Below are 13,628 nucleotides of genomic sequence, written 5' to 3' on the forward strand. Positions count from 1 at the left end.
TTAGGATACTTTTTTCATCTTCTCTAACATGGTTTTCAAAATTACCTCATCGGTAACTTCCATACCTTCATTTGCTAAACGACCAATATTTCTAATGGTAAGCTCTACATCATCATCAATAATTCCATTCATGCCATTTAAACAATTGTGGTTTATTGCTAGTAATGATGATTGAATACCAGCACCTACACTTGCAGATATTTTCTGAGCACAAGAGGAGTTTGCACCATCACAAATCATTCCTGTTACACTACCAGTCATATTCTTTAATGTAGAATTTAAATGCTGCATGTTTCCACCCAACATATAAGTAATACCACAAGCAGCGCCAGCACCTGACAATAAAACACCACAAAGAGCAGATAATTGTCCAACAAAAGTTTTCATATGAATTGAAACCAATAGGCCTAAAGCCAAAGCTCTTAGTTTTATCTCTTCATCAATTTTTAGTTTTTCCGCAGCAACCATAATAGGAAGAGTCAAACTCATTCCCTGATTTCCACTTCCGCAGTTAGACATAACTGGCATTGAACATCCGGCCATACGTGCATCCGATGCTGCTGCAGTTAACATGATTGAACGATTCATTAAATCTTTCGACAATAAGCCTTTCTTAATGTTTAATAGCATTGATTTACCTACCTGTAAGCCATAATTACCTCTCAAACCTTCTTCGGCAATCGATTTATTAAGACTAATTCCTTTCTCAATAAATATAATATCTGCAACATCTACTGTATTTACAAAATCATAAATACTTTCAAAATTCCACCCGTCAAGAATTTTAGCATTCCCTTTGGTAGTTTCAGGAACATTCTGATAAAGAATGTTACCATTACGCTCAGCCATAATCACATTCGTATGGCGATCTTGAATAATTACGCGTCCTGCATTCTCCCCTTTATAACAAATACACTCGATATATAATTTTGCTACTGCTGGCTTAACATCAACACTTACAGATCCATTGTCTACAAATATTTTTGCTAATTCAAGAATATCGTCATTGATACCATCAAGAACCTCGAGTCCTGCTTTTGGATCACCTCCTAAAGCTCCCAAAGCAACTGAAATTGGTAATCCCACCAAGTTGGAACCAGGGATTCCTACTCCCATCACATTTTTAAAAACATTCCCACTTACCTTCATTTCTACTCTTTCAGGTACAGCATTTAATGTTTCACTTGCTTTAGCAGCAGCCAAGGCAATTGATGCAGGTTCTGTACAGCCAGCGGCCGGCACAAACTCTTTCTTTAACTTTTGTAAGTAAACTTCTTTCATTATCATTTTTTAGAGAAAACAAGGAAATGCTTTCTCTTTAGGTTTATGTTTGTTTGTTTGTTGTTGTGGTTGTTGTGGTTGGTTAATAGTATTTAGATAAAAGAGCAGACCGGCTAGCCTACTGCAACCAACCGGTCCTAAAAACTAAATCAAAACAGACTAATGATTTTGTTATATTATTTTAATGGATTCATGATTACTTCAACAGTATTCACATTTTTCAATAAGCCTTTTGCAAATTTCTTAATCGCTTTTGCATTGATATTTTCAACCATTTTTTTGTAATCTTCTTTAGATGTGAATTCAGAACCTAACATCAAGTTCTTTTGAATTGCACCCATCCAGAATGAATTCTGTAATTCAGCTTCTTCTCTACCTTTGATGAAATTATTCTTAATCTCAACAAGGTCAGCTGCATTACAAGCCTCTTTCTGAATTCTTACAATCTCTTCTTCAACAATCTCAACCAAACGATCACGCTTAGCAGGATCACAATCGAAATTGATATTTATTGAGAATTCAGGATTTGGTAATTTTGAAGATGAAGGGCTACAACCAACACCATAAGAACCACCTTCTTCTTCACGAATAGTAGTCATATAACGTTTAGATAGAAGTTGACCAACCACATTAAGCATCAATCTGTTCTTAAGATTATAATCTAAATCTCCACTTACAGCATATGATACTGTTGTTTTTGGCACAGCCATCTTACGATCGAAAATCTTACTTGTTTTTCCCTTAGCAGGACCTACTTTATGATCTACAAATGATTCTTTTCTGTTTGAAGAGCTTATGTTACCAATATACTTCTGAATCATTGGCAAGTGCTTTTTTTCGTCGATATTACCAACAAAAATGAAAGTAAAGTCGCTGGCATCAGAGAAACGCTCTTTATAAATTTCAGAAGCTCTGTTGAAATCAATATTCTTCACAAACTCTTCACCAAACAATAATGTACGAGGAGAATAATTTGTACTAGCTAAAGAAATAGTATCCTTAAGTGCTTTCTTATTATCAACACCTATATTCGCTAAGTAGTTATTAATACGTGCCATTTGAGCATCAAATGGAGCCTTCTCGAAACGTGGTGCTTCAAAGTTTAAGTATAACAGTTGCATTAAAGTCTCAAAATCCTGAGGAGATGCTGAACCAGAAAAACCTTCAGTTAATCCACCTAAATTTGCCTGCAAACCAACAATCTTACCAGCTAACTTCTTCTTCAAATTTGTTGCATTAAATTCACCAACACCAGACATACCAACAATACCGGTTGCCATATCAGCAGAAGCAAGATCTTTAGTATCTAATAAAGATGTTCCACCAAAACTAAATGAAGACATAGAAATATTATCCTTGCTTAGCTCAGTTGAAAGTACAACTACCTTAGCTCCATTTTCAAGAACATAACCTTTAGCATCAGTTCCTTCAACTTCGAAATTACTTATGATCTTAGCTGGATTCAATTTAGTTGAAACAAGTGGCTTGTCACTACCTTCTTCTTTATAAGCTTCTACATTAGAAGATTTCACTTTAGCTGCAACAGCAAGTAAGTCTTCTTTTGTTGGATAAACTTGAGTTGCATTATCAGGACCTGTAAGAATCAAAGCTGAATTTGCTTCATTTGAATATGTCTTAACAAATGCGTTAACCTCATCTAATGTAATAGAAGGAATCGTTTTTCCTGCAAATTGCATCTCCCACTCGATAGAAGGAAATGACTTTGCTTTTAAGTATAAATCACCTAGTTGCTTAGCCCATGAATCATTACTAATTTTTGCACGGTTAGCATAGTAAGATTCATATGATCTTCCAACTTGCTTTTTAGTTCTGCTAAGCTCCGAAGTTGTAAAACCATGACGCTTAACACGCTCAAGCTCCGTTAAAACTTCAGCAAAAGCATCCAATTCCTTACCCTGCTTAGGTGCTACATAGATATAATCAGCACCTTTTGTACGAGCCATATCGAAACCACCAAACTCCATACCTACTGAAGAACATTCTAATTTCTTCGTTTTTTCTGAGATACGAGACTTAAGCATTTGCTGAGCCATGCTCTTAATCATAGCTTTTCTCTCTGTTGATTCAGTTTTAACTGCATCTAAATCACGACGGAATAACCACATGATATTCATGCGCTGCGCTTCCTTATCCTTAGCAACAATATACTCTAGTTCCTTAGAATCTTCAATTTGCGTATACGTACGTTCTGCAGCATTCTTAGGCATTGGAATTTTAGAGAAAAGTTCTTTTACTTTAGCTTCCATTTTCTCAGCATCAATATCACCTACGATAACCACAGCCTGAAGGTCCGGACGGTACCATTTCTTGTAGTAGTCACGAAGTGCAGAATGCTCAAAATTATCGATCACATCTAAAGATCCAATAACATCACGCTCAGCATATTTTGAATGATTATACATTACAGGACTCGTTTTACCATTCAATCTAAATCTTGAATTACGGCGTGTTCTCCATTCTTCATGAATGACACCTCGCTCCGATTCAATTTCTTTTCCTTCTAATAGTAAACCACCAGACCAATCATGTAAAACCAACAAAGTAGAATCTAACAAATTTTCACTTGCCGTTGGAATATTACTGATATTATAAACAGTTTCGTCCTGAGCTGTGTATGCATTCATATCACGACCAAAAAGAATACCATTCTTCTCTAAGTAATCAAGCATGTTTTTACCTGGAAAGTTCTTAAGGCCATTAAAAGCCATATGCTCCAAGAAGTGAGCCAAACCATTTTGAGCATCATCTTCAAGAATAGCACCTACATTCTGAACAAAGTAAAAACTTGCTCTATCCTTAGGTTCCTCATTGTGCATGATATAATAAGTCATTCCGTTAGATAACTTACCATGCTTCACCTTCGAATTCAAAGGAATTGTAGTTGAATTCTGAGCTTTTGAAAACAAAGCTGAGAATAAAAAAATACTCACGAAGAGTACTGATAAAATTTTCTTCATACGTTTTATTTTATTAATAAGTATTACTCAATTGATATTGAGAGTACTTGAGAGTTCCAGAACAAGCATCTTCTATAAAATTATTTGATATGAAATTACAAAAGATGTTGGTTTAATAGCATTCAAATTTCTTAAAAAGAGCAGGGTAAATATTAGATCAGATATGGGGTAAATTCTTTTATCTCCCTGCTCTTTCACCACTAACTAATGTTTGTTGTTGTTATATTTTATAAGTTTCAATTCGTTTGGCAATGTTTAAATGACAGGGATTGCCGGCCCTGCCATCTATAAACATCCTACTAAGCATGTTTTCATTTAAAAAAAATGAAAACTCACTAACTAATTACACAAACTAATATTGAACTCAAATTCAATCGTATTATATGAGCTACAAGTGATTATTTAATTACTTGAGCCGTTTTCTTATCCTTAAAATTCTTTATTCCCTCATCAAGGAATTTAATAAAATTATCTACGTTAAGATCGTATGCTGTTGGCTGAACCAAATCCTTACCTTCCTTATCTAAAAGCACATAATATGGCTGTGCATTTACATTATACCTTTCAATCTGGTAATTTGCATTTATCTTACCTAAAGTCTTCTTTTTCTTACCATCGTAGTTCGATACAATCCACTCCTCCTTAGGTAGCTTCGTTTTATCATCAACATACATTGCTACGATAATATATTCATTCTTCAATCTCTTTGCTACTTCAGGGTGAGACCAAACATTCGATTCCATTTCACGACAGTTTACACAACCGTGTCCAGTAAAGTCAACAAACACAGGCTTATTCTGAGCTTTAGAAGCTGCTATAGCTTCATCCATATCGAAGTATCCTTGAAACCCTGGAGGTAAATGAAGGAAATCACTGTATTTTCCACTAATTTTTTCATGCTTAACACCACCTGAACCTGCATTTTCAACAATCATTGTTGGTAGATCAAAATCTAAACCTGATTTTGGAGGTGTAAAACCTGATAACATTTTTAATGGAGCACCAAACATACCCGGGATCATATACACCACAAAAGAGAATGAAGCAATTGCCAACATTAATCTTGGAACACTAATACTCTTAAGAGGGCTATCGTGAGAGAACATTAATTTCCCTAATAAGTAGAAACCTAATAATGTAAAGATCACAATCCAAATCGCTAAGTAAACTTCTCTATCTAGAATTCCCCAATGGTAAGTCTGATCTGCTACACTTAAGAATTTCAATCCTAAAGCTAATTCTAAGAATCCTAATACAACTTTCACTGAGTTCAACCATCCACCAGACTTAGGCATATTATTCAACCATCCCGGGAAAATTGCAAACAATGTAAATGGAAGTGCAAATGCTAATGAGAATCCCAACATACCAATAATTGGCATAAGAACTTCTCCTCCAGCTGAAGCAACCAAAATAGTTCCTACAATTGGTCCTGTACATGAAAATGACACAAGCACTAAAGTAAAGGCCATAAAGAATGAACCCATGAAACCACCTTTATCTTCGTTTGCAACAGATTTATTTACCATCCAACTCGGCATTGTCATTTCGAACATACCAAAGAAAGAAAATGCAAAGACAACGAAAATGATAAAGAATAAAATATTTGGAACCCAATGCGTACTTAGGAAGTTTGCAAAATCTGGTCCCATTACAACTGCCAGAATTGTTCCTACAACGGTATAAATAGCAATAATAGAAAAACCATAGAAGAATGCATTCATTCTACCTTTTGCTTTATTACCCCCACCTGAATGCATAAAATAACTCACTGTCATTGGAATCATTGGGAATACACATGGTGTAAAAATAGCAGCTAAACCTCCTAAAAAAGCAAAAATAAACACGCTCCAAAGTCCTTTAGTATCTTTTGCTGGAGCAGAAGTTTTTGCTTTTGTCTCTTGTGCTAGCTTAGCAGCTCCACCTTTAACTTGCAAATCAAATTCATCGTCTCCCATCACACATTGCCCACTTACATCGGAACAAGACTGAAAATCGAAAGTACCTTCCACTTTTAAAGGCAAACTCTTTACCTTAATGGTTTGACGCAATTCAGCTTTCTTCTCAAAGTAGCTTACTTCACCTTCCCAAACTTCGTCGTAATGTTTATGAGGTTTAATTGGTGTTACTTTACCAACTAATTCGTAAGAATCATTTTTTTCAAAATTAAAAGTCGCTAGAATAGGACCTAATTCCGGATCGAAGTCATTCGAAAATACATGCCATGTCTTATCAATCTTTGCTTTAAAAACAACATCAATTACATCCCCCACTTTAATCTCTTGCTTCGACAATTCAACTTTCCACTTAGAAGGTGTTAAGATTTGTCCAAATGAAACCCCGCTAATCATTACCATTAAAATGGCCAGAATCGTAAATTTCAATTTCATTTTTTAATCTTTTAGTACTTTAAATTCTTCTTACAAAAATAGAATTCAAGAGAATTGAGTTGATTTAGTTTATTTATTTGTTCTGTTTTTTCCTGCTTGTTACTCTAAAGACAACCAAAATCGCAAATAGGGTGAAAGTAATTCTTAAAATTTTGTTAAGATTTATTAACCCTTAGCACTTTACAAGATTTCAATTTATCTTTCGTTTTTTTATTTTATTAAATTGTAGCTCGCTAAATATCCTGATAATCTATACGAATCATTTTTTCTTTCAATCTAGATTAGATAAAAATTATACTTGTAGAAAAAAGTATATATTTTTAAATTATTAGTAATAAAACGCATTTAAAATTTGACAAGTTTAGAATACATCAGATTAAAAATTCAATAATAAGGTAAGGCTAGAGTCAAAAAATAAATCCCTTAGCGATAAATAGCCAAGGGATTTAAACTTATATTTTTAACACTACTTATTTTGCTAATTCTAGTAATTGATCTCCTGTTTTCATTCCCATTACTTTCTTCAATTCTTTACCAGAAGAATCTGTAAAAACAAGTGTAGGATAAGCTCTTACACCATATTTCTTAGCCAAAGTAGGTCCTTCTCCTTTTTCAGCATCAATTTTTAAACAGATAAACTTCTTATTGAACTTCTTACCTACAGTTTCCAAAGTAAAATACTTTTTTGCCATCATCTTACACGGTCCACACCATGATGTATAAAAATCCATAAATATTTGCTTACCTTCTTTCTGTGCCTCTACTTGTGCTTCAGCAAATGTTCCATGAAAAAACTCTATTCCCTGGGCTTTAACTGTTGACGAAAGAAACATCAACATTATTCCTACAAACAGTACTAATTTTAACTTCTTCATATTATTATTTTCTTTGGTTAGAATATTGTTATTTTTAAGACGGCTAAAGATAATAATTAAAGTATTATTTACCTTCTTTGCACACTAGATGATTTTACGGATTTTTGTTAAAAAACTGTTATCTTTTGTTTTAAACAAAATCTTTATAATAAAAAAAGGCCATCGTGAAGATGACCTTTTGCGTACTTTTAAAATATTATATCCGAAGACAATAATTCACTAATTAGAATAAGTGAACTCAAATTCATCATCTCCCATTACACATTGTCCGCTTTCATCCGAACAGGTCTGGAAATCGAAAGTTCCTTCGATTTGTAATGGTAAACTCTTTACTTTTATTTTTTGGCGCATTTCAGCTGTGTTCTCAAAATAACTTACTTCACCATCCCAAATTTTATCGAAATGTTTCTTTGCATTCATTGGTTTAACCTTTCCAATGCGCTCATAACTTACATCATCTTCAAAATCGAAAGTAATTAATATTGGGCCTAAATCTGCATCAAAATCGTTAGAGTACAAATGCCAGCTTTTATCAATTGTTGCTTTAAAAATAATTTCGATTTCATCTCCTACCTTAATTTCTTTCTTAGATAATGATGAAGTCCATTTCGCAGGTGTTAAAATTTGTCCAAATGAAACACTGCTTATCATCATTAGCAATAATGCTACAATCGTAATTTTCTTATTCATATCTTTTAATTTTAGTTTTTTTATTGATTTCTTATGCTTATTAATCCTCTATATTCTGCATTAAAGACAGCTAAAGATCATAAAAGGGTGAACCAAAAAGCAAGAAAAAGTATTAAAGAAAGTTAAAATCCAAATCGTGGATTTACAACCGTGTTAAACATGGATCCAAATGAGTACTAAAACCAATTGTTGTATAGTAATTATAGCCAGATTGTACTTGTTTCTGGCGCAATAGCAATTCATCCTGCGACACATCTCCTCCTGCAATGTTTATTTGATTTCGTGTAATTTGATAATTGCCTCTAAGATTCATATTCAATCCTTTTAACAATCGAATACTACAACCTAAACTAAAATCAAAAGCATAAAGAGATGTTTCATCTAGCATCAAATTATTTCCTGAATCAAAAATGTCATATCACAAAAAGTACAATCAAGGTAAACTTTCAATTTTGTGTACTCTCTTTTCTCTTCTTGCGCCATCAGTACAGAACTAATGAACATGCAAAACACAATTAATAATTTTTTCATACTTACAGTTTTGTAGTTAGCGTTTATATATAGACAAGCAACTATCGATATAGGATGAAAACCTTTACTAAATATTTTTTTCACATTTAGTGCACCCTTGCTTACATTACCCTACCGCTAATGAAAAATAGAAATAAAAAAGCTACCATTACAGGTAGCTTTTTTATTACATTCACTATTAACAATTGTGTTTTACGTGATTTAGTTAGTGAATTTTTTAAGTATTCTAATTAGAGAAAGTAAATTCAAACTCATTATACATTGCCTACTTTAATCGGAACAAGTTTGAAAACCCAAGAAACTAATTGTTAAAATAATTTTGAATTCCCTTTAGTGTTATTGATAATTCCTTACCAATTGCCTTGAAAGTTTTTGTTTTAGCAGCTCCATTATTAACTTTAAAATAAGCTTCTAGAGTTACCTTACACTTTTCTTTTCCTGAAGGTTTTATATGATAGTTTACAACAAAATATTCTACAGGATATTGCGAATCTTCCGACCTAAAACAAATGTCTTTAGTAGCCTTTGCAAAAATAGTAATTTCTTCACCTCTTTCTGTTCCATCACTCATCTTGCACAAGCGATATGCTTCATATCCATCGCCTTCTTTTTCTACTGATTTTACTAATTCAGAATTGTACTCATTTACTTTATCCAAAACCGAAATAACTTTCCAAACTTCATCTGCTGTTGCATTAACAACGGCTTCCCTTGACATTGTTGGTGGAATTTTCGTTGCTGCCGTCATGGTTTGTGCCCTTGTAACAATAGTGCTGGCGACAATAATTAGTAGTAATAAAAAGTATTTTCTCATTTTATACATATTTATATTCTTTGTGATTATCTAATTTAAAGACCAACTTGCTCCTTACTTTCACTAAAAGCATTTGATCTTTTTTTCAAAAAAATCCCAATCACTAAAAAAGTGACTGGGACTCCAATTCTAAAAACTAATCTAAAGCATCGAAATTTGTCTTCTTACATAAGAATATACATTTCAATGGCACTTACTAGATGATTTTACTTCTCAAAAATTTTCTTTAATGTCTCAGACATTTTTTCTCCTCGTAAGTTCTTACCAACAATTTTACCTTCTTTATCCAAAAGAATAATGTAAGGAATTCCCGAAAACTGATATTCTTTCATGATATCTTTTCCTGATCCCGGAGCTTGAATTTGTGGCCAGTGCATATCTTCCTGACGCATGGCTTTTTTCCAGGCATTCTTACTCTTATCAATAGAAACACTTAAAAATTCAACATCTTTATCTTTATACACTTCATACAACTCCTTAAGGTGAGGAATTTCTTTACGACAAGGACCACACCACGATGCCCAAAAATCGACAACTAAATACTTCCCTCTAAAATCCTTAAGGTTAACCATTTTTCCATCAACTGTTGGGAATTCAAAAATCGGTGCTTCTTTTCCAATGGCTAATCTTTCCTTTTGAGCCTTAGCCTTAGCAGTTGCTTCCTTATAATCTAACAAAGGTTGGTAGTTAGGGTTCTTCGCTTCTAATGTTTTAATAATCTTCTCGAGCAAAGGTTTATCGCTATCTTTTCTTAAAGAGCCCAACATAGAAATAATTGAATTACGATCGGCATAGTGTTCGGCTATATAACGCGTTCTTGCATCCAAATCATCGTAAATCTCATTGTAACGTCCATTTGCATAATCTTTCCAGTCCTTACTATCGGATAATGATGCTGCATAAATCTCTTTCCCAGCAACAATCATATTCTGATAATTACGATGATAATTGTATGCTAATAAATTCATTACTTCATTATTCTCTCCTCCCTTAATGTAAACATATGGAGGATTTTTGATTTTGATTTTTGCCGTGTCTTGACCTCTAAAATCAATTTCTAAATCCTCATCCTCAGCCCAAATCTGTACCGATTGCCATTTCTGACAATCCAAAGTATATACTCCTGGCTTATCGGTATTCATTGTAAACGAGTAATTACCATCTTTATCAACCTGAGTAGAATCGATAATGGTTTTATCAAAACCATCACGTTTTACAATTGTCATTTTAAAGTTGGTATCTGGAAATTTTACATTTCCCTTAATTGTTATTGAATTTTTCTGAGGCTGTTGCCCGCAAGAAAAAAGGAGTACGCTTAAAACTGCAATTATTATTGTTCTCATTATTTAAATTTTATAAGTTCATCGTATCAGTAAATTATTACTTGGCTTTTTTCATTGATCTCATCTTAAATGCAGGGATTGAAATTATTTTTGTCCCCGCTTTTTCTGCGGCTTTATCAGCCTTTTCTGATTCAATTTTAGCCGTTTTTGCATCCTCTGCATTTCCTACCAATTCTAATAAATTCGCTTTAGTAGCTAAATAACCAGACTTGTGCTCAACTCTTTCCTCTTTTTCTGATGCATAACTTGCCCAACGAAGCGCTCTTTGCAACATAGCTTTATCGGTTGACGCCTTTGCAATCATAGAAGCTGCAGAGTCAAAATATCTCATTTCATTCTCATACTGCTTCAGCAATGCGAAGTCCATAGCTGCATCAACCACAAATGCATACTTATCCCATTCATTCTGACGAGAATATTCATTTTTTAATGCAACAGCGATTAATTCTTGAGCTTTTGAAAAATTAGAATTTTGTAAATCCTCAATCAACGTATCAAAACCTTCTTTGTCATATACTCTTCCTTTTCCAGGATAGAAATATGCATATGATTCAATTTTCTTGTTGTAAGTATTGTAGATTTTCATTTCAATTTCCTTTTCCCCTACTAATTCTGCCAACTTGCCCTTGTTTTTCACAACAAAACGAAATTCATCAGTAGCAGGGTTCTTCATGAAATACTTAACGATATTCCAGTTTTCTTTCTTCAACAAATCTTCTTTTTCAAGACTTGAAATATAAGCATCCGCTTTTTTGGCTTCTTCTTTTCCAAGGTTAGCCATACGAAGCGATCTCAAATAAGAAAACATGAATTCACCATCGCGCTTACCTGCTTTGTATGCCTTTTGCAAGGCTGCAAAATTCTTATCTTCTGACTGAGCTTCTTTCATATAACCGATAAATTCATCAGCTCCGTAAGCTCCAACAACACGATGTACGACTTCTCCCTCTGAATTAATAACCAGAAAAGTTGGATAAGCATTAATCTTCCACCCTGGCTTTAGCTCTGGCCCCTCACCTTTTTCCATATCAATTTTGAAATTCACAAAATTGGTATTGAAATAATCAGCCACATGATCTTGTGTAAACACATCCCTAGCCATCATCTTACATGGACCACACCACGATGTGTAACAGTCAACAAAAATGAGTTTTTTTTCTTTCTTAGCTTTCTTCAAAACCTTAGACCATTTTGAGTGTTCGAACTCAACAGAACGGTTCTGAGCCAGAACTGATGTTGAAATAAATAGTGCACATAGAGCTAATAAGCCCATTTTTAGTAAATTCCTCATGTCTATATTTTAATATGTATTCAATTATCGATATCGAGACAGACTGCCATCTGTTTTGTAAATTAAGTTCCGAATCGACAATTATTATTTAGTTAAAAAATAATATTCCTAATAGATTCTTGTTCTCGTGACTTTGCACCTTTAGTAGTATGACCAATAAAAATTGAATGTTCACTAATTAAAAAATGTTAATTATTTACTTTACATCACATTTTATTTGATTCCTTAAGTAAATTCTCCTTCAGTTTCATAAATGCATTCTTAAAACCTGCATCTACATCAACTGTTTCCAAACCCATATCACACCATTTAGCAGCCTCTGCTCGAAGCTTTTTATCATTGGTTGCTCTATCGATTGGTAATGCATAATTATACAAGGACATAACTCCCTTATCAATTAAGCCATCTCCCAAGTGTTTTGATACATCAGAAACAAACTTCTGCCAATTTTCAAGAGTTCTTGCGGTTGAAATATTTGAATAAGCCAATATCTGTGCCCTTCCTTTAATATTGAATTTCTCCAAATCAGCAACGAATTGTGATTTCCGTTTAGCATTTAAATGATACTTTCCTGACTCCAATTTATCACAAAGCTGATTTCCTTGACGTAAAAATGTATAGTAGATTTTCTCTCCTACTATTTTTGCTCCAAATTGAGTTTCAAATTCTACTCGCTGCTTTAATAAATACTGAAAAGCCTTATTATCTATTGAATGGATATATTTATTTAGCAAACCCCAATTCTTTTGTTCTAGCAATTTCTCAGAATTCAAATCATTAAGGTATTTCTCGGCAACACTCTTAAGCTTCGTTTTTTCACCAGCAGATTCAAGAACCTTAAGATAGTCTACTAAGAATTCATAGCTTGATACTCCTTCTCTTTCATATATTGTATTGTAATCCGAAAGATTCACTTCACCTTTTAAAGTAGTATTCGCAAAATTTAAAAATTCTAGTTTATTTAATGCTCCTACAGCTTTATGCTCAATATTTTCATTCGCATCAATAAAAATTAAAGTTGGATATGCAGTAACATTCAATTTTGATTTTAAGCTCAAACCAGGTTCTTTTTCCATATCAAGCTTTACATTCACAAAATTCTGATTAAAAAGAGAACCTACATCTGTATCAGTAAAGACATTTTTAGCCATCATTTTGCAAGGACCACACCAGGTAGTGTATGCATCGATAAAAATAAGCTTATTTTCATTTTTAGCCTTCAAAAGTATCTCTTGCCATGTGGCATGTTCGAATTGAATACCCGAATCATTATTTTTATCTAACTGAAGTTCTGCATGTCCTAGAGAACAAGCAATCGTCAAGATAGATAACAAAACAAGCTTTGTTATAAATATTTTCATCTGAGAAATTTTGAGTGTAGAATTCTATTTGTATTTGAAAAACACTAGTCATTAATCATGAATAGTATTTTCCA

The 13,628-nt window shown here is 33.4% G+C and carries 11 protein-coding genes; all 11 read right to left on the reverse strand.

The features are described 5' to 3' along the window. Positions 1 to 1,281 carry an L-cysteine desulfidase family protein gene (locus L3049_RS02755; protein WP_275108252.1) on the reverse strand — a complete coding sequence of 427 codons (1,281 nt, stop codon included), beginning with the start codon at positions 1,279 to 1,281 and terminating at the stop codon, positions 1 to 3. A 176-nt stretch (positions 1,282 to 1,457) separates the two neighbouring features. Continuing rightward, on the reverse strand, positions 1,458 to 4,259 hold the full coding sequence (locus tag L3049_RS02760; protein ID WP_275108253.1) for a M16 family metallopeptidase: 2,802 nt from the start codon (positions 4,257 to 4,259) through the stop codon (positions 1,458 to 1,460). Positions 4,260 to 4,657: 398 nt separating this feature from the next. Beyond that, positions 4,658 to 6,649 carry a protein-disulfide reductase DsbD family protein gene (locus L3049_RS02765; RefSeq protein ID WP_275108254.1) on the reverse strand — a complete coding sequence of 664 codons (1,992 nt, stop codon included), beginning with the start codon at positions 6,647 to 6,649 and terminating at the stop codon, positions 4,658 to 4,660. A 470-nt stretch (positions 6,650 to 7,119) separates the two neighbouring features. After that, on the reverse strand, positions 7,120 to 7,524 hold the full coding sequence (locus L3049_RS02770; protein WP_275108255.1) for a thioredoxin family protein: 405 nt from the start codon (positions 7,522 to 7,524) through the stop codon (positions 7,120 to 7,122). 219 nt (positions 7,525 to 7,743) lie between these two features. Then, the gene (locus tag L3049_RS02775) at positions 7,744 to 8,214 is read right to left on the reverse strand and encodes a protein-disulfide reductase DsbD domain-containing protein (protein ID WP_275108256.1); all 471 of its coding nucleotides are present in this window, start codon (positions 8,212 to 8,214) and stop codon (positions 7,744 to 7,746) included. A 142-nt stretch (positions 8,215 to 8,356) separates the two neighbouring features. Continuing rightward, complete coding sequence (locus L3049_RS02780; protein ID WP_275108257.1) at positions 8,357 to 8,602, reverse strand: hypothetical protein; 246 nt, start codon at positions 8,600 to 8,602, stop codon at positions 8,357 to 8,359. After that, positions 8,602 to 8,745: a hypothetical protein gene (locus tag L3049_RS02785; RefSeq protein ID WP_275108258.1), complete on the reverse strand. Its 144-nt coding sequence runs from the start codon at positions 8,743 to 8,745 to the stop codon at positions 8,602 to 8,604. The genes L3049_RS02780 and L3049_RS02785 overlap by 1 nt, the downstream gene beginning before the upstream one ends. A 301-nt stretch (positions 8,746 to 9,046) precedes the next feature. Continuing rightward, a complete protein-coding gene (locus L3049_RS02790; protein ID WP_275108259.1) occupies positions 9,047 to 9,559 on the reverse strand; it encodes an SRPBCC family protein in 513 nt (170 codons plus the stop codon). A 206-nt stretch (positions 9,560 to 9,765) separates the two neighbouring features. Then, positions 9,766 to 10,902, reverse strand: a complete 1,137-nt coding sequence (locus tag L3049_RS02795) for a TlpA disulfide reductase family protein (protein ID WP_275108260.1) — start codon at positions 10,900 to 10,902, stop codon at positions 9,766 to 9,768. Positions 10,903 to 10,939: 37 nt separating this feature from the next. Further along, positions 10,940 to 12,193 (reverse strand): thioredoxin family protein, encoded by a 1,254-nt coding sequence (locus L3049_RS02800; RefSeq protein ID WP_275108261.1) that lies wholly within the window; start codon positions 12,191 to 12,193, stop codon positions 10,940 to 10,942. A 206-nt stretch (positions 12,194 to 12,399) separates the two neighbouring features. Next, positions 12,400 to 13,554 (reverse strand): thioredoxin family protein, encoded by a 1,155-nt coding sequence (locus L3049_RS02805; RefSeq protein ID WP_275108262.1) that lies wholly within the window; start codon positions 13,552 to 13,554, stop codon positions 12,400 to 12,402. Positions 13,555 to 13,628 lie beyond the last annotated feature (74 nt).

Origin of the sequence: Labilibaculum sp. DW002, from assembly GCF_029029525.1 — a bacterium.
GTDB lineage: Bacteria > Bacteroidota > Bacteroidia > Bacteroidales > Marinifilaceae > Paralabilibaculum > Paralabilibaculum antarcticum.